The 20,266-nt window shown below is 66.4% G+C and carries 16 protein-coding genes; 9 read left to right on the top strand and 7 right to left on the bottom strand.

All coding sequences use genetic code 11. From position 1 onward, the window contains the following. Window positions 1–8: 8 nt before the first annotated feature. The gene (locus tag IE191_RS04520; protein WP_191323172.1) at window positions 9–770 is read right to left on the bottom strand and encodes a FadR/GntR family transcriptional regulator; all 762 of its coding nucleotides are present in this window, start codon (window positions 768–770) and stop codon (window positions 9–11) included. Window positions 771–835: 65 nt separating this feature from the next. Here IE191_RS04520 and IE191_RS04515 point away from each other — a divergent pair, with 65 nt between their 5' ends. Genes IE191_RS04515 through IE191_RS04505 form a run of 3 tightly spaced genes read left to right on the top strand, consistent with a single transcriptional unit; the run spans window position 836 to window position 3,954 of the window. Next, window positions 836–2,425 (top strand): sodium:solute symporter family transporter, encoded by a 1,590-nt coding sequence (locus IE191_RS04515; RefSeq protein WP_191323171.1) that lies wholly within the window; start codon window positions 836–838, stop codon window positions 2,423–2,425. Beyond that, entirely contained in the window at window positions 2,409–3,302 is an 894-nt protein-coding gene (locus IE191_RS04510; protein ID WP_191323170.1) for a 2-dehydro-3-deoxygalactonokinase, read from the top strand. The genes IE191_RS04515 and IE191_RS04510 overlap by 17 nt, the downstream gene beginning before the upstream one ends. Before the next feature lie 43 nt (window positions 3,303–3,345). Then, window positions 3,346–3,954, top strand: a complete 609-nt coding sequence (locus tag IE191_RS04505) for a 2-dehydro-3-deoxy-6-phosphogalactonate aldolase (RefSeq protein WP_191323302.1) — start codon at window positions 3,346–3,348, stop codon at window positions 3,952–3,954. A 63-nt stretch (window positions 3,955–4,017) separates the two neighbouring features. On the opposite strand, the gene IE191_RS04500 is transcribed toward IE191_RS04505, so the two are convergent. Further along, window positions 4,018–6,345 carry a TonB-dependent receptor gene (locus IE191_RS04500; protein WP_191323169.1) on the bottom strand — a complete coding sequence of 776 codons (2,328 nt, stop codon included), beginning with the start codon at window positions 6,343–6,345 and terminating at the stop codon, window positions 4,018–4,020. A 379-nt stretch (window positions 6,346–6,724) separates the two neighbouring features. Here IE191_RS04500 and IE191_RS04495 point away from each other — a divergent pair, with 379 nt between their 5' ends. Beyond that, complete coding sequence (locus IE191_RS04495; RefSeq protein WP_229815100.1) at window positions 6,725–7,810, top strand: TauD/TfdA family dioxygenase; 1,086 nt, start codon at window positions 6,725–6,727, stop codon at window positions 7,808–7,810. 59 nt (window positions 7,811–7,869) lie between these two features. Here the strand turns inward: IE191_RS04495 and IE191_RS04490 are convergent, their stop codons facing one another. Genes IE191_RS04490 through IE191_RS04475 form a run of 4 tightly spaced genes read right to left on the bottom strand, consistent with a single transcriptional unit; the run spans window position 7,870 to window position 12,086 of the window. After that, window positions 7,870–9,042 carry an MFS transporter gene (locus IE191_RS04490; RefSeq protein WP_191323167.1) on the bottom strand — a complete coding sequence of 391 codons (1,173 nt, stop codon included), beginning with the start codon at window positions 9,040–9,042 and terminating at the stop codon, window positions 7,870–7,872. After that, the gene (locus tag IE191_RS04485; RefSeq protein ID WP_191323166.1) at window positions 9,039–9,854 is read right to left on the bottom strand and encodes a TauD/TfdA dioxygenase family protein; all 816 of its coding nucleotides are present in this window, start codon (window positions 9,852–9,854) and stop codon (window positions 9,039–9,041) included. Before IE191_RS04485 ends, IE191_RS04490 begins: the two co-directional genes overlap by 4 nt. Before the next feature lie 17 nt (window positions 9,855–9,871). Further along, window positions 9,872–11,260, bottom strand: coding sequence for an amidohydrolase family protein (locus IE191_RS04480; protein WP_191323165.1), 1,389 nt, complete (start codon window positions 11,258–11,260; stop codon window positions 9,872–9,874). A 1-nt stretch (window position 11,261) separates the two neighbouring features. Further along, the gene (locus IE191_RS04475) at window positions 11,262–12,086 is read right to left on the bottom strand and encodes a DODA-type extradiol aromatic ring-opening family dioxygenase (protein ID WP_229815099.1); all 825 of its coding nucleotides are present in this window, start codon (window positions 12,084–12,086) and stop codon (window positions 11,262–11,264) included. 254 nt (window positions 12,087–12,340) lie between these two features. Here IE191_RS04475 and IE191_RS04470 point away from each other — a divergent pair, with 254 nt between their 5' ends. Together IE191_RS04470 and IE191_RS04465 are read left to right on the top strand one after the other, a co-directional pair. Beyond that, window positions 12,341–13,600, top strand: a complete 1,260-nt coding sequence (locus IE191_RS04470) for an MFS transporter (RefSeq protein WP_191323164.1) — start codon at window positions 12,341–12,343, stop codon at window positions 13,598–13,600. Between the two features lie 25 nt (window positions 13,601–13,625). Further along, a complete protein-coding gene (locus IE191_RS04465; protein ID WP_191323163.1) occupies window positions 13,626–14,522 on the top strand; it encodes a ribokinase in 897 nt (298 codons plus the stop codon). A gap of 179 nt (window positions 14,523–14,701) precedes the next feature. Here IE191_RS04465 and IE191_RS04460 read toward each other — a convergent pair whose 3' ends face one another. Next, complete coding sequence (locus IE191_RS04460; protein ID WP_191323162.1) at window positions 14,702–15,805, bottom strand: acetamidase/formamidase family protein; 1,104 nt, start codon at window positions 15,803–15,805, stop codon at window positions 14,702–14,704. Between the two features lie 201 nt (window positions 15,806–16,006). Here IE191_RS04460 and IE191_RS04455 point away from each other — a divergent pair, with 201 nt between their 5' ends. The 3 genes from IE191_RS04455 to IE191_RS04445 all read left to right on the top strand — a co-directional run bounded on the left by IE191_RS04455 (window position 16,007) and on the right by IE191_RS04445 (window position 20,266). Beyond that, window positions 16,007–16,492 (top strand): VOC family protein, encoded by a 486-nt coding sequence (locus tag IE191_RS04455; RefSeq protein ID WP_191323161.1) that lies wholly within the window; start codon window positions 16,007–16,009, stop codon window positions 16,490–16,492. 123 nt (window positions 16,493–16,615) lie between these two features. Further along, entirely contained in the window at window positions 16,616–17,806 is a 1,191-nt protein-coding gene (locus IE191_RS04450; RefSeq protein ID WP_191323160.1) for an aromatic ring-hydroxylating oxygenase subunit alpha, read from the top strand. 129 nt (window positions 17,807–17,935) lie between these two features. Beyond that, the gene (locus tag IE191_RS04445; RefSeq protein ID WP_191323159.1) at window positions 17,936–20,266 is read left to right on the top strand and encodes an acetamidase/formamidase family protein; all 2,331 of its coding nucleotides are present in this window, start codon (window positions 17,936–17,938) and stop codon (window positions 20,264–20,266) included.

The following is a 20,266-nucleotide window of genomic DNA, read 5'->3' as shown; positions in this document are numbered from 1 at the left end:
CGGCGATGTCAGGCCAGTGCTTCCTCGTTCTTGCGGATGGCATCGAGCGCGTCCTCGATGATCACGCGCATGCGGGTCTGCGCGCTGGCCTCGTCGCGCGCCAGGATCGCGTTCATCACCATTTCGTGCGCTTCCAGATCGGCGCTGCGGCCAACGATGCGGTTGGTATAGCGGATCGAGGTCTTGAGCGCGGTGGAGACGACATCGCGGAACTGGCCGAAGAACGGATTGCCCGAAGCCTTGAGGATGGCGACGTGAAAAGCCACGTCGGCTTCCAGCACGTCATCCTGCCCGGCATCGGCCGCCTGCATGCGGGCAAAGCCGGCGCGGATCAGGGCCAGGCCATCCTCGCTTGCCTCGCGCGCGGCCAAGGCGGCGGCGGCAGGCTCGATCGCCACGCGCAACTGGCCGAAATGGGTGAGCAGGTCGATCGAGAAGCGCCGCTCCAGCATCCAGCGCAGCACGTCGGGATCGAACAGGTTCCACTGGCTGTCGGGCTGGATGATCGTGCCCTGGCGCGGGCGCGCGCTGACCAGGCCCTTGGCGGTGAGCATCTTGACCGCTTCGCGCGTGACCGAGCGGCTGACGCCATGGGTTTCCGACAGCTCTGCCTCGGTGGGGAACGGGCGGCCGGCAAAGGCGCCGCCGACGATCATCGAGCCGAGCCGATCGAGCAGGCCATAGGTGAGATTGCGGCCGAGCGCGTCGCGTGCTTCGAGCGGTTGGAATGCCACGGTGATCCCTTCGGGGTAGTGTGCTCTTTTAATCATATAAATAGACACGAATCGGAATTGGCAAGACCAAATTCCGGGCAAAATGCCAGAGAGGGCGGGAAATGAGCCTATCGACACTCGATGCCGTGGTGGTGGCGGCCTATGCCGTGTTCATCTTCGTGCTGGCCCAATGGGTCAGCCGGGAGAAGGCCGGCCACCAGACCGACACCACCGATTACTTCCTGGCATCGAAATCGCTGCCATGGTGGGCGATCGGCGCCTCGCTGATCGCGGCCAACATTTCGGCCGAGCAGATCGTCGGCATGGCCGGATCGGGCTATGCCATTGGCCTCGCCATCGCCTCCTACGAATGGATGGCGGCGGCCACGCTGCTGCTGGTGGCCAAGTATTTCCTGCCGATTTTCCTCGCCAACGGCATCTACACCATGCCGCAGTTCCTGGAGCAGCGCTTTGGCCCCACGATCCGCACGGTCATGGCGGTGTTCTGGCTGGTGCTCTATGTCTTCGTGAACCTCACCTCGATCATCTGGCTCGGCTCTGTCGCCGTGATGCAGGTGGCGGGCGTGAACCAGGACGTGGCGCTGGCGGGGCTGGGCGTGTTCGCGCTGCTCTATCAGTTGCGCGGCGGGCTCAAGGCCGTGGCGCTGACCGATATCGTCCAGGTCACGCTGCTGGTGCTGGGCGGGCTGGTGATTGCCTGGCTCACGCTCGGGCAGATCGGCCAGCTCTATGGCGATGGGCCGGGCATCGTCTCGGGCTTCAAGGCCCTTGTGGCGCAGGCCCCGGATCACTTCCACATGATCCTGTCGGCTAACGATCCGCACTACAAGGATCTGCCGGGCCTGTCGGTGATCATCGGCGGCATGTGGATCGCGAACCTGTCGTACTGGGGCTGCAACCAGTATATCATCCAGCGCGCGCTGGCGGCCAAGAGCCTGCCCGAGGCGCAGCGCGGCATGGTCTTTGCCGGCTTCCTCAAGCTGATCATGCCGATCATCATCGTGCTGCCGGGCATTGCCGCCGTGCTGCTGGCGCCGAACCTGGCCAAGCCGGATGAAGCCTATCCGGCGATGATGCGCCTGCTGCCGCCGGGCCTGCTCGGCCTGGTGTTTGCTGCGCTGGTGGCCGCGATCATCGCGTCGACGGCCAGCAAAATCAACTCGATCGCCACGATCTTCACCCTCGATATCTATGCCCGCTTCGCCAAGGGCGAGCAGAGCGAGAAGAAGCTGGTGGCTGTGGGCCGCGTGGCCGCTGCGCTGGCCGTGGTCATCGCGATCCTCACTGCGCGCCCGCTCTTGGGCGGGCTGGACCAGGCGTTCCAGTATATCCAGGAGTTCTCGGGCTTCGTCACGCCGGGGATCACCGTGATCTTCCTGCTCGGCCTGTTCTGGCCGCGCGCGACCGAGGCCGGCGCGCTGACCGGTGCCGTCGCTTCGGTGCTGCTCAGCCTGGTGTTCCGCTTTGGCGGGATTGCCGCGCTCGAAGCCGTGCCGTTCATGAACCGCATGGCGATCATCTTCGTCGTGTCGCTGTTGCTGGCCATGGGGGTTTCGCTCGCGCGCCCGCAGGTGCAACAGGGCGCCGGCATCCGCAAGGAAGCCACGCTGTTCCGCACCAGCCCCGGCTTCAATGCGGCGGCGCTGGCGATCCTGGCGATTCTCGTCGCTCTCTATGCCTATTGGTGGTGATGTGACCGTGACCGACCGTTTTCTTGCCATCGATTGGGGCACCACCAATCGCCGGGTCTACCTGCTCGACGCCAGCGGGACCGTGCACGAAACCTTCCGCGACGATCGCGGCGTGCTCGCGGTGGGGCCGGGCGGTTTTGCCGAAGAAGTGGCCGCCATCCGCGCCAGGCTGGGTGACTGGCCGGTGATCGCCGCCGGCATGGTCGGCTCGCAGCGCGGCTGGGCCATGGTGCCCTATCTCTCGTGCCCCTCGGGCGCGGCAGAGATTGCCGGGGCGCTGCATGAAGTGGCGCCGCGCACCTGGATCGTGCCGGGCCTGTCAGACCCGCGCGGCGATGTGATGCGCGGGGAAGAAGTGCAACTGCTCGGCGCGGTGAGCGCCGGCCTTGCCCCGGCCGACGCGCTGTTGTGCCAGCCCGGCACCCACTGCAAGTGGGCACGGATGCAGGGCGGGGCCGTCGCCGCGTTTTCGACCAGCATGACCGGCGAGATGTTTGCCCTGCTCAAGCAGCACAGCCTGCTGGCGGAATTCCTCGGCGGGCCGGTGGCCGATGGCCCGGCCTTTGCCGGCGGGGTTGCCGCCAGTGCCGATCCCGCCCTGCTCACCGCGTTGTTCGGCGTGCGCGCTTCCGCGTTGCTCGGCCTGCGCGCGGTGGAAGACAGCGCCGCCCACGCCTCTGGCCTGCTGATCGGCAGCGACGTGCGCGGCGCGGGCGTGGGGCCGGGCGTCGACGTCTACCTGCTCGCCGATCCCATGCTCGGCGCGCTCTACACCTCGGCCATTGCGCAATGCGGCGGCCGCGCCCACCTCGTTGACAGCCATGCCGCGTTCGTTGCCGGCATTGCCCAGATCTGGAGCCTCGTTCGTGATCACTGACCATACCCCCGCTCATGAGGCGGCCGACCGTTTTGCGCAGGCCATGCGCCACTGCCCGCTGGTGGCGATCCTGCGCGGGGTGCGCCCCGACGAGATCGAGGCCATGGCCGATGCCCTGGTCCAGGCCGGTTTCAGCATGATCGAAGTGCCGCTCAATTCGCCCGAGCCGCTGGTCTCGATCGGCAAGATCGCGCACCGCTATGGCGATACCGTGCTGGTTGGCGCGGGCACGGTGCTGTCCGTCGCCGATGTCGAGGCGGTGCATGGCGTGGGCGGCAAGCTGATGGTTTCGCCCAACGTCAACCCGGCGGTGATCGCGCGCAGCGTGGAACTGGGCATGGTCGCGCTGCCCGGCTATGCCACGCCCACCGAAGCCTTTGCCGCGCTGGACGCTGGCGCGCACGGCCTCAAGCTGTTCCCGGCCGAAGCGGCCAGCCCCACGGTGCTCAAGGCGCAATTGGCCGTGATCCCGCGCCATGTGCCGGTGCTCGCGGTGGGCGGTGTGACGCCGCAGAACCTGGGCGACTGGATGGCGGCCGGCGCGGCCGGTGGCGGGCTGGGCTCGGCGCTCTACAAGGCCGGGCGCAGCGTGGAAGATGTGGCCAAGGCGGCCAAGGCTTTCGTCACCGAAGTGCACCGCCTGATCGACTGACGCAAAAAACGGCAGCGCGGGGATGATCCGCGCTGCCGGCAAGGTGGACTTCATGCGTCGAAGTCAGAACTTGTAGCCGATTGTGGCAAAGACCTGGCGCGGCGGGATGTATTCCACGCTCGTCGTACCCGAACCATAGGGATCGGCGAACTTGTTGCTGACCCCGGCCTTGTCGGTGATGTTGGTGCCGGTCACCGAGAAGTTGAACGGCGAGGCATCGGGCTGATACTGGATCATCAGGTTGCCGATGGTATAGGCGGGCACGGTGTCGAACTGCGGCACGTTGAAGATGCGCGAGTTGAACTTGCCGCGATAGATCACTTCGCCGCGCAGCATCAGTTCGCCCGGGCCGACCGGCGCGGTGTAAGTGGCGGCAAAGCTGCCCTGCACGCCCGGCAGCTTGGGGATCTTCTTGCCGTTGGTGTTGGTGGCGGCGGCCTTGACAGCGTTGATCACGGCGCTGTCGTAATACCAGTCTGCGGGATAGCCGGCAGCGGCATAGGCGGCAGCGCGTACATCCTGCGCGGTCTGCTTGTCGATGGTGTAATAGTCGCCGTGGAACTTGCCTTCGGCCAGCGCCAGGTTGCCATCAAAGCGCAATTGTTTGGTCGGCGCCCAGGTGGTTTCGAACTCGATGCCATAGGTTTCGGCGCGCGGGATATTGGCCGTGCCGCCGGCAAAGGGCACCGGGTCTTCGGCGGTGAACTGGAAATCCTTGTACCAGTAGTAATAGCCCGCCACGTTGAAGCGCAGGGTCTTGTTGAAGAACTCGTTCTTTGAGCCGATTTCGGCCGCCCAGACGGTTTCCTTCTTGTAGGTGTCCTTCACGAAGATCGAACTGCCGGCAAAGGTGACGCCGCTGGGCTTGTAGCCCTTGGAGCCGGTGACATAGACCATGTGATCGGTATCGAGCCGGTATTGCAGGCTGAGCTTGCCGGTCACCGCGTCGCTGGTGGAAGTGCGCGGCGTGACCACCGCGAAATACTGCACGGGCTGGGCGGAAATCTTGTCCCAGCTATAGCGTGCGCCGGCGATCAGATCGAGCTTGTCGGTGGCGTGAACGATCGCCTGGCCATAGCCGGCCCATGAGGTGTGCTGATAGGGGCTGTCGGTCTGGAACGACACGGCCTCCCCGTTGCTGGGATCGGTGGAAAAGCCGCCGGTGGTATATTCCAGGATGTTTTGAAGCGCGTGCTGACGCAGATAGAACCCGCCGACGACCCATTCGACCGACTTGTTCGGCGTGGACGAGGCCGAGACTTCCTGCGTCCAGGTGCTGCTGTAGTCCTGCCACTTGACGATGTTGTCGTGATAGTTGGCATAGACATAGCGGTCGTTGTCGCCGCTCTGGTTCTTGTTGAGATACTGGTAGGCGGTCACCGACTTGAGCACGACCTTGTCGTCGATCGTCTGCGCGATCGAGAGATAGGCCATGCGCGTCTTGGTGTTGTACTTGCCGCCATAGTCCTGGTTCACCACGCGCGGGTTGGTGCTGGGATCGGCGATATAGGTGGTGCTGCCGGCGGCGGGATCGGTGCTGCACAGCAGGCACTTTTGCAGCGCGGCGTTGTGATCGGCATCGAAAGTCTGCGCCGAGAGCGTGACCGAGGTATCGGGCGAGGGCTGCCACAGCAGCGAGACATGCGCGCCCAGGTTGTTGGCATCGTCGAGCGGATACTTGGCATAGCCCGGCACGCCCACGGCATAGCCATAGCCATCGTGGCGCAGGTATTGCACCGTGCCGCGCACCGCCAGCGTTTCGGCCAGCGGCACGTTGAGCGTGCCCATGGCGCGGACATAGTTGTAGTTGCCATAGCTGACCTGCGCTTCGCCGGTCGTCACGCCGAGCACCGGCTTGCGGGTGATCACGTTGATCGCGCCACCGGTGGAGGTCTGGCCGAACACGGTACCCTGCGGCCCGCGCAGCACTTCCACGTGATCGACATCGAGCAGATCCTGGTTCAGCGCCACGACGTGGGCAATGTAGACCCCGTCGATGTGGAAGGCGACGCCGGGCTGCGAATTGGGATTTTGCGCGGTTTCATAGCCGACACCGCGAATGGCGATGACGCGCTCGTTGCCTTCGCTCTTGGTGACGGTCAGGCCCGGCACGAAGCCGTTGAGATCGGCCAGTTCGGTGGCATTGCGCTGGCGCAGCGCATCGTCGGACACGGTACTGATGGCGATGGCCGCCGATTGCAGGTTCACTTCCCGCTTTTCGCCGTTGACCACGATGGTGCCGAGCGGATCGCCGTTGGCATCGACGGCAGCGGCTGGCGCCGGCGCAGGTTCGGGGGCGGCATTAGCCGCCCGGGCAGACGTGACGGCAAATGGGGCGACAAGCGCCAGAAGCGATGCAGTGGCAGTGAGCAGGACGGATGACGCTCGCATGGGATTCCCCCCTCGAAGAATGCTTTTCATCGCTTTCAGGCAGCCTCTCGGCTCTGGAGCCCGACCCGCCAGACTTTTGGGTCGGGCTCTTATGTTCTCCCTGAACCTGGCCTTCAGCGTGGCAGGCTTGTTGTGTGGTGCCAGCATCGTTGGACAAGCGCCCTGCGGTCTTGCGCGGCAACGCACGAATAGTTGACCGATCCGCGTTGCAGCAAGAACCATGTTGCGCTGCAAGGCTCACGAAAGACCGATTGTGGGGCGGCGCCTTTTTGGGGGCTGGGGTCCAAAGGTCTTGCGCGCCTCGTCAAGACGTGGCGCACTGCATCATGGCAGGCGTGGTGCAACGCCCCACTGCAAGCAAAGGAATTGAGCCTTGTCCGTGATCACGCCTCCCGCCCCGGTGCTCTCGCCCATCACCAGCCGCGCTGCCTGGCGGGGTGACCAGCTCAGCCAGGGCCAGGACTGGGTCTATGAGCTGAGCGCGGCCCAGGTTGCCGAACTGGAAGCGCTGGGCACGCGCTTCATGGCTGAAAATCCCGACCTGCGCACTGTGCAGGCGCAGGACTACCCCCTGGTGGAAACCGCGCAGGCTTGCGAGGAATGGCGCCAGGAAGTCGAATTCGGCCGCGGCTTTGTGCTGGTGCGCGGCTTGCGGGCGGAGCTCTATTCAGACGCCCTCTCGTGCGCGATCTATTACATCCTCGGCCTGCACATGGGCGATCCGATCCGCCAGAACGAGATGGGCGACCTGCTCGATCACGTCTATGCCACGTCGGACAAGACCATGGACGATCCCACGGCGCTTTCGTCCAAGGTGCGCGACAAGCTGGTCTATCATTCCGACAGTTCGGATATCGTCGCGCTGATGTGCCTGCGCGGGGCGCGCGAAGGCGGGCTGTCGTGCCTCGTTTCAGGGGCAGAAATCTACAACGAGATCCTGCGCCGCCGCCCCGATCTGGCGCCGCTGCTGTTCGAGCCGTTCCACTGGGACTGGCGCCGCCAGGACCACGAGGCGCCGGCCGATACCTATACCTCGCCGATCGTCAGCCTGAAGGACGGGGTGTTCAGTATGTATGCCGGCTCGCTCTATATCCTCACCGCGCAGGAATACGAAGGCGTGCCCAAGCTGACGGACGACCAGATCGAAGTGCTGCGTCTGTTCGACGAGATCACGTATGAAGAGGGCATGGCGATCGAGATGGATTTCCGCCCTGGCGATATCCAGTGGCTGTCGAACTATGCCGCGCTGCACGCGCGCACCACGTTCTGGGACTGGCCCGAACCGCAGCGCAAGCGCCACCTGCTGCGCCTGTGGCTTTCGAGCAAGGGCGCCCGGCCGGTGGTCGAAGGCTTTGGCAAGAACGGCGTGGTCCAGCACCGCGCCGCCCCGCGCGATGGCGCGGCCGAGCATCCCGATGCCCATTTCGACGTGCGCGGCATGTCGGTCCCGCGCCTGATTTCCTGACGCGAACTGGCCTGACAGATCAGCCCGGCGGAGCGATCCGCCGGGTTTTCTTGTGGCTGTCAGGCGTGGCGCAAGGCCGCTGTCGCCATGGCCACCGGCAGGCATGCCGCACCCAGCAGCCATAGCGCGCCGGCATAGCTGCCGGTCCATTGCGCCAGAACGCCGGCGAGGCCCGGCCCGAGCGCGGCCAAGCCGGCGAGCGTCCAGCACAGCGCCAGGCCGGCCGTGCCGGCCTCATGGCCGAACCATTCCATCAGCAGCACGGTCACCGCCATGGCGACCAGGGCAGAGCCCACGCCGAACAGCGGCACGAAGCCCCAGTTGACCATCAGCGCACTGCCTTGCGCCAGGGCGCCCATGCCCAGCGCGGTCGCCGCCATGGCCAGGGCCAGCAGCGTCGCGGCGCGCAGGTGGCGCAGAGCAAACCCGGCAAGACCGGTGCCGAGCGCGCCCAGCAGCCCTTGCAGTGCGAGCACGCGGGCGACGGCGCTATCGCTCCAGCCCAGTGCCGGGGTGAGATGGGCCGGCGCCACGCTCAGCGCGGTCATGATCACCGCCTGGCTCAGCACCATGGCAATGGCCAGCACGGCAAAGCGGGCGTTCACCAGCGGGCGCCACCATCCCTCAGTTCGCGGCTGGTCGGTTACAGGTGAAGCAGGCGGATCGCGCAGGCCAAGCAGCAGCAGTGCGGCCAGCGCCAGGGCAATGGCGCAAGTGCCGCGCCAATAGCCGACGCCGCTGTCGATCAGGGCCTGCCCCACGGCCGGCCCCGCCGCATTGCCCAGCGCGCCGGTCATCAGGTAAAGACCCAGCACGCGCTCGGTGCGCGGGCCGGACCAGCCCGCGATCATGGTATAGGCGGGCGTATTGGCCAGCAGCGAAAAGCCTGCGCCCACCAGGGCCATGGCCGGCAGCAGCAGGGCAAGGCTGGTGGCCAGGCCCGCAAGTGCCAGCCCGGCCGCCATGGCCAGCGCGCCGCCGGTCATCGTCAGGCGCCCGCCGATGCGCGCCATCAGCCACACCGGAAGCGTCGCCCCGATGCTCGCGCCCACGATCACCATGGTGAAGGCACCGCCCAGGGCCGCCGGGCCAAGGTTCAGCGCCTGGCCAGTGGCAAACAGCGCCAGCCCCATACCGGCAAAGACAATGCCTTGCCCGGCAAACAGGGCCAGCGAAACGGCGATCACCACTGCGCCTTCGCGCGCCGTGACAGCGCGCGGCGCGGCGCTCATTCCGGCTTTTCGCCCAGAATCTGCACGCGATAGCCCGAGCGGCGCTGCGGGAAATAGTCCCAGATCGCCGAATGCTGTGCGCAGCGGTTGTCCCAGAAGGCGATCGAGTGCTGCTGCCAGCGGAAGCGGCACTGGAACATCGGGTGCTGCACGTGCTCGTAGAGGTAATTGAGGATCGCGCGGCTCTCGATCGCGGGAATGCCCTCGATATGGGTGGTGAAGCCCCGGTTCACGTAGATGCACTTCTTGCCCGTGACCGGATGGGTGCGGATCACCGGGTGGCTGTGGCGCGGCAGCTTCATCCCCTCGGGCGTGATGCCGCCAAAGCCGACCACGGCATCGTGCACGGCGGTCAAGCCTTCGAGATAGGCCTTCATCCGGTCAGACAGCGCGTCATAGGCGGCATACATGTTGGAAAACACCGTGTCGCCACCCACTGGCGGGATGGTGTGGAGATAGAGGATCGAGCCCATCGGCGGGGCCTCGTCGCAGCTCATGTCGGAATGCCAGTCTTCGCCGGCCACGAACGTGCTGTTCTCGTCGGCATGGATGATCGTCACTTCGGGGTGGCCGGGCACCTGCCAGGGCTTGGTGCTGGGCGCGATGTGGACGCCGCCGAAATACTGCGCCAGGCGGATATGGTCTTCGTGGGACAGCGGCTGGTCGCGGAAGAACAGCACCAGCCGATCGGCCATGGCGGCCTTGAGTTCGGCCACCTGGGCCTCTGGCAGCGGCTTGGTCAGGTCCAGCCCCGACACTTCCCCGCCGATCGCCGGGGTCACCTGGGTTACCGTAATCGTTTCATAGGCCATGGAACGTGTTGCCTTTTTCAAAGAAGCGGCCAGGCCATGCGCAGCGGCAGGCCCGAGCGGGAAATCACGGCCTGCGCGGCATCCTGCGCCTCGGCCAAAAGGGATTGTTCATCGATCGTGGTGCAGCGTCCGGCCTCGACCACGCGGTGGCCATCGACCCACACGCTGTCCACGCCGCGCCCATCGGCCGACCACACCAGTTGCTGCACCGGGTTGTGCAGCGGCACCCATTCGGGGCGGCGCGCATCGTGCAGCACCAGATCGGCCCGCGCGCCCACGGCCAGCATGCCGACCTGGCCTTCCAGCCCCATCGCCCGTGCGCCATTGACGGTAAGCATCTCCAGCGCGCTTTCGGCCGGGAACAGCGCGGTATCGCCGCGCGCATCCTTCCACAGGCCGGCCATCAGCCGCGCGGAGGGCATCAGATCGTGGCGATCCCCGCCATCGGTGCCCAGCGCGATATTGACGCCCGCTGCCCCCATTTCGGGAAACAGCCCGCGCGTGGTCGCCTGATAGCCGCCCTTGAGCGATGCTTCGGGGCAATGCACCACGTGCGTGCCGCTCTGCGCCAGCAGTGCCACTTCGCTTTCGTCCACGTGCACCATGTGCACCAGCGACAGGTGATCGCCCAGCACACCGAGGTCTGCCAGCCATTGCACCGGGCGCTTGCCGGTATGCGCCAGATACCACTCCGGATCGCCCACGGCGGGCGCCATGTGCGCGGAAATGCGCAAGCCTCGCTCGCGCGCGATCGCGGTGGCGGCCTGCCACAGCTCGGCGGTGTTGGTCATGTGCCCGACCAGCAAGGGCCAGGCGGCGATTCTGCGCCCATCGTCGGGCCAGGCGGCGAGGTCTGTCTCGAAGGCATCGAGCGCGGCGCGGGTGAGGGCGGCCTGGTCCTCTCCGGGCGCAAAGGCGCGGTCCATGCACCAGCGGCCGATGCGGCCACGGATGCCGGTGCCTTCCAGCGCGTGGGCCACGGCATCGAACGCGATCAGCGTGCCCGCTTCCAGGAAAGTGGTCGTCCCGGTCTTGAGCATGGCCAGCACCGCCAGCCGCGCGGCAATCGCCTGCTCCTGCGGCCTATGGCCCTGATAGAGCGGGATCACCCACTGGTTCAGCCCTTCGTCGAATGGCAGCGCCTCGGGAAGAAAATTGCGCAGCAGGGTTTCGGTGAGGTGGACATGGGCGTTGACGAAGCCGGGCGTGGCGACAAAGCCGCGCGCGTCCACCACTTCGCGCGCAGTCACCGTGGCGGCAAGCTCGGCGCTGGGGCCGACGGCGACGATCTTCCCCCCGGCCATGGCCACCGCGCCATCGCGGATCACGCGGCGCTGCGGGTCCATCGTCACCAGCAGGGCGCCAGTGACCATGGTATCGACGACCAGGGTTTCGGCCGGGATCATCTCAGCCAAAGCGGAAGGCCGAGATATCGGCCATCATCACATTGTCGGTGAAATCGCGCTGGCCCGGCGCATCGGCGGCGGCGCCGGCGGCGACCATCAGCGGGATGAGGTGTTCCTCGCGCGGGTGGCTCTGGCGCGCGGCCGGGGCGCTGGCCCATTGCGCCAGCGCCTGCCAGCGCGCTTGCGGTTCGCCTTCGATCGCCTGGGTCAGCCAGGCATCGAACGTGGCCGAAGGTTGCAGCGCAGCGGGCGAGAAGAACGCGCGCATGTTGTGGAAGCTCATGCCCGACCCCACGATCAGCACGCCTTCCTCGCGCAAGGCGGCCAGCGCGCGGCCGCAGCGCAAGTGCTCCTGCGGATCGAGATCGCGCTTGAGCGAGAGCGGCACCACCGGAATGTCGGCCTCTGGCGTGACCAGCAGGAAGGGAATGAACACCCCGTGGTCAAACCCGCGCGTCGCATCGGTGCGGGCGGGCAGACCTTCGGCCTTGATCAGGTCCACGATGCGTTCCGCCAGTTCGGGGGCGCCAGGGGCGGGGAATTGCAATTCATAAGTGTGCGGCGGGAAGCCGTAATAGTCATAGATCATCGCCGGTGTGGCGGCGGTGGAGGCGGTGAAGGCGTCTTCCTCCCAATGCCCGGAAATGACGACGATGCCCTTGGGCCGCTGCGGCAGGCTGGCGATCAGCCCCTTGAGATAGGCCGCGGTCTTGTCCCAGGCATCGGCCGGGCCGCCCATCGCGCGCCAGTCCATGAAGAAGCACGGACCGCCGCCGTGGGGAATGAACAGGCTGGGCATCGCGGTGGTGGCAGGGATTTCAGACATCGCGCTGATCGTGCTCCTTGGATCGAGGCCTGGGCCTAGAGGGCGCAAGGGGGCCTTGTCTTGACGCCGGGCGCAAGCAATTTTGCGAGGGGCGCTTGGGTCGGGGCCAAGTCTCTGGAAAACAGGCCCGCAACCGGCATGCAAGTTGATGCGCGGCGCCCTGGTTTTTGCCGGCGGGGCTCTGCGCTTGGCAAGGGCGCGGGGGTGGGGTTTGATGGTCTGGTCATCCACTGCCCAGGGACTCACCGCGCCTTATGCCTTCCGCGCCCACTCGTCAGGCCGTCCAGGTTGCGCTGGCCGCCACCATCGCCAATGCCCTGTGCATGACGGCGGCGATTTCCGCCACGATCGGCGTGTTCCTGGTGCCGATCGCGCAGGATTTCGGCTGGCCACGCGCCGGGGTTTCGGGCGTGCTCGGGCTGATTTCGGTGATCAGCGCGATCAGCTATCCGCTGATTGGCCGGGCGATGGACCGCTTCGGCGCGCGCTGGTTGCTCTTGGCGGGCAATCTCGGGCTCGCCTTTGGCATCCTGCTGGTCTCGCGCGCCAGCGGTACGATGCTCGATTTCTACTGGCGCTTTGCCGTGGTAGGGCTGTTCGGCACGATGGCGGCGACCGGCATGGTCAGCAAGGTCGTGTCCAACTGGTTCGATGCGCGGCGCGGGCTGATGCTGGGGATCACGGCGGGCGTGGGCAATGGCCTGGGCGCCACGGTCATGCCGATTGTCGCGGGCCTGGTGCTCACTGCCCACGGCTGGCGCGCCGGCTATGCCACGATTGCCGCGCTGGTGGCGCTGGCCGCGCCGTTCATTGCGCTGTGGCTGCGCGATGCCCCGCATGCTGCGCCAAGTGGACCTGCCGCACCGCTGGCCGATGGCATGAACCTGGGGCAGGCGGCGCGCACGGCGGCGTTCTGGCTCATGCTGGTGGCCGTGGCCGCCGGGGCGGGCGGGATGACCGCGATGTTCACCCATGTCGTGCCGATCCTGACCGGGCATGGTGTGGGGCTTGCCGAGGCGACCGGCGTGGTGGCGGTCTTTGCCCTGGTCACCGCCGGTTGGCAGGTGGTGACCGGCGGGCTGCTCGATCGCTTTCGCACGCCGCGCCTGATCCTGCCGATGTATGCCAGTGCCATGGCCGGCATGCTGATCCTGCAATTTGCCACGGGCAGCGTGGCTATCGTGCTGGCCGGGGTGCTGCTCGGAATCGGCATGGGCGCGGAATATGCGGCGCTGTCTTATTTCGTCTCGCGCTATTTCGGGTTGCGCCACTTCGGCACGATCGTCGGCGCGTTCTATGCCGTGGTGGCCTTCATCCAGGGCGTGGCGCCGATGCTGATGGACATGAGCTTCGATGCCAGCCATTCCTACGCCGGCGCCACGCTGACGATCGTGGCGGCGCTGGCGCTGGGCATGGTCCTGCTCGCACTGCTGCCGCACCCCGATCGCTTTGCCGGCGGGCTGGCCGCGCGGCGCGAGTTGGAAGCGGCGCCCGGCGATCTGGCGCTGGCATGATGGACAGGCGAATGGGGGCAGGGCGATGACCGTTGTCGTGTTCGGATCGATCAACCGAGATCTGGTGATGCGCGTGCCGCACCTGCCGCAGCCCGGCGAAACACTGGCGGCCACCAGCTATGACCTGCTGCCCGGCGGCAAGGGCGCAAACCAGGCGGTGGCGTCGGCGCGCCAGGGTGTGCCCACGGTGATGCTGGGCGCGGTGGGTGAGGATGCCCATGGCACTGCCATGCTGGCCGTCCTGGCCGAAGCCGGGGTCGGCACCGGGGGCGTGCAGCGGCTTTCCGGGCCAACCGGGTTGGCCCACGTCTTTGTGTCCGACGCTGGCGAAAACCAGATCGTGATCGTGCCGGGGGCCAACGCGGCGCTGGCCGCGCCGACCGTGTTTCCTGCTGGCGCGGCTTTGGCGGTGGCCCAGGCTGAAGTGCCGGCGCAGGCCGTGGCCCGCTTCTTCACCCTGGCGCACGAGGCCGGCGCCCGCACGCTCTACAACGCCGCGCCAGCGCTGGCCGAAGGGCGCGGACTCTTGCCGCTGGCCGATATCGTGGTGGTCAACGAAACCGAACTGGCGTTCTTCCTTGGCGAACAAACCGTGCCCGAAAGCGACGCCGCCCTGGCGGCTGCCGCCCGCCGCCTGATGGCGCGCGCCGGGCAATGGGTGATCGTCACGCTCGGCGGTGCGGGCGTGTTGGCCGAAGGGCCGGATGGCACGGTGCGTCTGCCGGCGCGCCGCGTTCCGGTGGTGGACACGACCGGCGCGGGCGACACGTTCTGCGGCGTGCTCGCCGCGCGGCTGGCACAGGGCGAAACGATGCCGCGCGCCCTGGCCGTCGCGGTGCTGGCTGCGGGCCTTTCCGTGCAGCGCCTGGGTGCGGCTGCCTCGATGCCCACGCGGGCTGAGGTGGAACTCGCGCTGGCCTGAAGGTGGGGGGGCTTCGACAAGCTCAGCCCGAGCGGAATTCAACGAAAATTTGCCCATCTCCGTTCGCCCTGAGCTTGTCGAAGGGCGCCAGCGCTGCGCTTGCCCAAGGAAACAAGCGCACAAAAAACGCCGGAAAGCCAAAGGCTCCCCGGCGTTTCCTTGCGACCCTTGCGAAGGGCTTATTCGGGATCCTTGACCACGCCCTTGGCCGGGAACAGGCTGCGGTCGATGCGGGCGTGGACGCCCAGCGTGCCGTCTACCACCTGGGTGACGCCGAAATCGGCGGCCACGCTCATCAGCGAATAGGCATCGTTGCGCGACAGGCCGACCTGGTCACCCAGCAGGCGCAGCATGTCGAGCGAGGCGTTTTTCATCGCCGCGTCGAGATCGTCGCCAAAGCCATGGACGATCCAGTGCTTGGGCGTTTCCAGCAGCGGGGAGGGGAACTCGAAATCCTTGCGCAGGATGATCTGGAACAGGCAATTGAGCGAGCTTTCGATCGCCGTGCCGGAAATCTCGCCATCGCCCTGGCTGACGTGCGGATCGCCGATCGAGAACAGCCCGCCTTCCACCTGGCACTTGTAATACATCGTCGCGCCCGCGCCGATGCGCCAGTTGTCGATATTGCCGCCGTGCAGGCCGGGGGGAATGGTGCTGACCGGCTCGTTCACCGCCGGGGCCACGCCCGCCGTGCCCAGATGCGGGCGGGCCGGGATGGTCACGCCGGGCAGGGCGGGCTGGCGGTCGCATACCGGACAGTTGGTGATCGTGCCGGGCACCAGATACTTGCCGGGAAAGTCATAGGCATAGAGCGCGCTGGCGGTCTGCGTGGTGGGGTCGAGCTGGTAGATCGTCACGCGCTCCTGCTCGTCGAATTCCTGGTAGAGGTGCCCCCAGTTGGCTGCCAGGTTGGAGCCATAGTTGTTGCGCGGCACCATCTGGAGATAGCGCACTTCCAGCATGTCGCCGGGCTGGGCATCCTCCACATAGATCGGCCCGGTCATGATATGCACGCCCGGAGCGCGGGTGGTGGGGTCGATCTCGGTGAAGATGCGCTCCACCCCTTCGTCGAACATCAGGTCGGGCGCATCGCCGGCGTGGTGGGTGATCGCCTCGGCCTGGACCAGATCGCCGCTCTTGATCCGCAGCGCCGGCTTGAGCGCGGGCGAGAAATAGCCCCAGTGCACCGTTTCGGGCGTGGCCTTGAGAAAATGCAGGGCGCCCGGCGCCGTATCCGCCCGCTGATGGCCGTGCCGATCGCCGTGGGTGCAGACCAAACTCATGCGTGTGCCTCGTTTCGATGGGTAGTCAGGACCACGCCGTTTTCGGGCCAATGCTGCGCTGCGGTCTTGTTTGCGCGCGCCCTATGACTTGGCCCATCCATACCGGTGTCAACAATCGGTGCGCGCAGGTCCAAGCCGGGGTGGGGCGGGCGCGGCACAAGGCGGGCTTTCCCGCCAATATCCCGGAAAGGCCCAGCAGACATGCCCAATACCCTGATCTTCGTGGACATGCCCAGCGACGACCCCGCCGCCGCAGGGCGGTTCTATGCCGAAGTGTTCGGCTGGCAGAATGACGAGAAGCCGGCCGGGGTCTATCACCGCATGGTGCCGGGTGGGCAGTTTCCCAATCCCGATGGCAGCGACAGCCAGATCGGCAACCTGCACCTGGGCATTTTCGATGCGGCCAACGCGCGGCCCCATCCCGAATCGACCGGCGTCGCGCCCCGCGCCCTCGCGCAAGACGGACGCAAGCCGCGCATCTGGATCCTGATCAGCGACGACGACAGCGCTGATCGCATCCTGGCTGCCGCGCAGGAACGCGGCGCCACGATCCTGTGGCGCAACCATTACTGGTCCACCTTCAACGGTTATAACCACGCCTTTCAAGACCCGTGGGGCAACGAGATCATCTTGTGGGGCAAGGCAGGCGCAGACCCGCAGGTGCCCGCCGACTTCACCCGCGAATAGGCCCTATTGCGGTGCAGCACGGGTTGTCCCAAACTCTCAACAATTCGTGCTGCCCTGCTCAAGACCGGTGCCACGCCGCGCCGCTAGATTGACCGCTGACCGTCCCTTCAGGAGTTTGCGCCCGTGACCCTCGTTACCGACAGCTTCATCCGCTCTCTCGCGAGTTCGGCGACCGACCTTGCCGAGGCGGAGACCCTGCCGCCCGAGTGCTATACCAGCGCGGAATTCTACGAGTTCGAGAAGGAAGCGCTCTACAACCACGAATGGCTCTGCGTGGGGCGGGCGGACTGGGTGGCCAATCCCGGCGACTATTTCTCCACCCGCGTGATCGGTGAGCCGATCCTGGTTTCGCGCACGCTGGACGGGGAAATCCGCGCGATGTCGGCCGTATGCCAGCATCGCGCCATGCTGGTGGCCGAAGGGCATGGCAATGCGCGCGGCTTCCTGTGCCCCTACCACCACTGGAGCTACAATCTCGATGGCCGGCTGGTGGCCGCCCCGGCGATGAGCAAAACCTGCAATTTCGACAAGGCGCAATACAGCCTGCCCACGTTCAAGGTGGAGCTGTGGAACGGCTTTGTCTTCATCAATTTCGATGCCGATGCCGCCCCGCTGGCCCCGCGCCTCACGGCCGTGGCCGAGGCGATTGCCGGCTATGACCTGGCCCATGCCGAAGGGCCGCGCCCCGATCCGGCGCCCACGCTGCCGTGGAACTGGAAGGTCATGTTCGAGAACAACAACGACGGCTATCACGCCAGTCGCCTGCATCACGGGCCACTGCACGATTTCGTGCCATCGGGCCTGGCGGTGTTCCCTGACAGCGACCCGGCCGATGGCGGCTTCCTGCGCTTCAACGGCACGCTGCACGCCGATGCCAGCTTCAACGCCACGCAAAAGGCCGTGCTGCCGGTGTTCCCCGGCCTGTCGGACGAAGCGCGCATGCGCATGACCTTTGCGAATATTCCGCCGACGCTCAGCCTGGTGATGATGAGCGACATGGTCATCTACCTGATCCTGCGGCCCAACGGCCCGGAATCGCTGGAAATGGACACCGGCTTCCTGTTTGCGCCGGGCGCGATGGCCGATCCCGCCTTTGATCACAAGCTGGACATGAACATTCGCGCCTCGGGCCACATCATCGCGCAGGATCTGCACGTGGATGAACTGGTGCAGCAGGGCCTGCGCTCGCGCTTTGCCCCGCGTGGCCGCTATTCCTGGCAGGAAGGCGCGCAGGGCCAGTTCAACAAGTGGCTGGTGCACCGCTATCGCGCCGCGCATGAGCGGCTCACCGGCCGCCAACTGGCCGAGGCCTGACCCGATCCGGGGCACCTTTTGTTTGCAGCGCAGCATTGCGTGTCATCACAGATGACGTAAGGTGGTTGCCGGGCCGGCAACCATAAGCCGCGCCGCAAACCAGGGTCGCTCAATCCAGGGGGCAAGCCGTTGCGCTTTACCACCAATGCCTATCCGCGCGAGCAGCGCCAGGATGCCTGGCGTTTTGCGTTGCAGCGTGTCAGCCTCGAAGTCGTCGCCACGGCCGAGGAGCTCTATGGCGAGCTGGTCAGCTTCACCAGCGGTCAGGGCATCCAGTTCGTGCGCGTGACCGGCAACGGGCAGCGCCTGGTGATCGACATGGGCCAGGACGCGCCCAGCTTCTGGCTGGTGCTGCTGCTCGAAGGCCGGTTGAACGCCGTGCAGGACAGCAAGACCATCGAGTTGTCGGAAGGGGACATTCTCTATGGCGGCGGATCGGCGCGCACCCGGATCGATCTGAACGGGGAGCACCGCTTCCTGCTGGTCAAGGTGCCGCATGCGCTGCCCGCGCTGCGCTCCCGCTCGGCCTTGCCGTCGCAGATCAGCAACCTGATCGCCGACGAGGCGATCGGGCGCATGCTCTCGGCCCTGCTACGCTCGGTGGCCGATACCATCGTCGACGTGTCCGATGACCAGATCCGCCCGGTGGAACTGGCGCTGCCCGAATTCATCGCGGCCACGTTGCTGGACAAGGCCCCGGTCAAGGAACTGGGCGGCGCGGCCGGTGCGCGCGCGGCGATCCTCGAGCGGGTGTTCCAGTCGATCGAAATGCGGCTGTCCGATCCCAACCTGTCGATCCACCAGATCGCGGCGGAACATCGCATCTCGCCCCGCTATCTTCAGAAGCTGTTTGAAAGCGCGGGCGAAAGCTTCAGCCAGTTCGTGAAATTCCGCCGCCTGGAGCGCTGCCGGCTGGACCTGGGCAGCCCGTTGCACGCCCAGCGCTCGATTTCCGAAATCCTCTATCAATGGGGATTCAACGACAGCGCCAGCTTCAGCCGTGCCTTCCGCGAACGCTATGGCATGAGCCCGCGCGAATATCGCAAACTGGGCGCCTTGCCGGAAGAGACGGTGGAAGTGCCCCGCCGTGGCCGCCCCAGCGCCTTGAAGGACGCGCGGCCCGAAGATCGGGACGAGGCGCAGCCCGCCAACGCGCTCGATCCGGCGGTGGAGGCCGATGGCCTGGTCGAGGACGTGCAGGTCGATGCCGCCCCCGGCGTGCGCCACCATGTGCTGCCGGTGCGGCCCGACACGATCCACTGGGGCTATTTCAGCAAGCACCTGAAGCCCGCGCTGGAGGTCTGCTCGGGCGATTACGTGACGGTCGAGACGCTGACCCATCATGCCAACGACGATGCAGAGCGCATGATCCATGGCGATCCGGCCGCCGAGGCGGTCTATCGCTGGACGGCGGAAGGCAAAGTGGTCGATCGGCGCGGGGCCGGGCCACTCGATGCCTCGGTCGTCGGGCGCGGGCCGGGCGAGGGCTTTGGCGTGCATATCTGCACCGGCCCGATCGCCATTGCCGGGGCCGAGCCGGGCGACGTGGTGCAGGTGCGCATCCTCGATATCGATCCGCGCCCCAGCCGCAACCCGCGCTTTTCCGGGCGCGCCTTTGGCAGCAACGTGGCGGCCTATTGGGGATTTCACTATGCCGAATTGATCACGGAGCCGAAACCGCGCGAAGTGATCACGATCTACGAGATCGAAAAGGGCGCGGGCCTGCCGGTGGCGCATGCGGTCTACAACTATCGCTGGACCCCGCAGAAAGACCCCTCGGGCGTGATCCACCCGATGTACGATTATCCCGGCGTGCCGGTGGACCCGGAAACGATCGAGAAGAATTTCAACGTCCTGCGCGATATCGAAATTCCGGTGCGGCCCCATTTCGGGGTGGTGGCGCTGGCGCCGGCCCATTCCGACCTGGTCGATTCGGTGCCGCCGGCCAATTTCGGCGGCAATATCGACAACTGGCGGCTGGGGCCGGGGGCGAGCGTGTTCCTGCCGGTGGCGGTGCCGGGCGGGCTGCTCTCGCTGGGTGATCCCCATGCCAGCCAGGGCGATGGCGAGCTGTGCGGCACGGCGATCGAATGTTCGATGACCGCGGTGATCCAGGTGATCCTGCACAAGGCCAACGGCGCCCCGGCCCATGTGCGCGAGCTGGATTACCCGATGATCGAGACGCCCAGCGAATATGTCATCCTGGGCTTTTCCAATCCCGATTACCTGCGCGAGCTGGGCAACAAGGCACAGAGCGAGGTCTACAAGCGATCCTCGATCGATGCGGCGATGCGCGACGCCTTTCGCAAGGCGCGCCGTTTCCTGATGACCATTCGCGACCTGACCGAGGACGAGGCCATCTCGCTGCTGTCGGTGGGTGTCGATTTCGGGGTGAGCCAGGTGGCCAATGGCAACTGGGGCGTGCACGCGGTGATCCGCAAGGCGCTGTTCACCAGTTGA

The organism is Novosphingobium pokkalii (assembly GCF_014652855.1).
Taxonomy (GTDB): Bacteria; Pseudomonadota; Alphaproteobacteria; order Sphingomonadales; family Sphingomonadaceae; genus Novosphingobium; species Novosphingobium pokkalii.
Note: the sequence above shows the minus strand (reverse complement) of the source record. Positions and strands in the feature narration are given on the sequence as shown.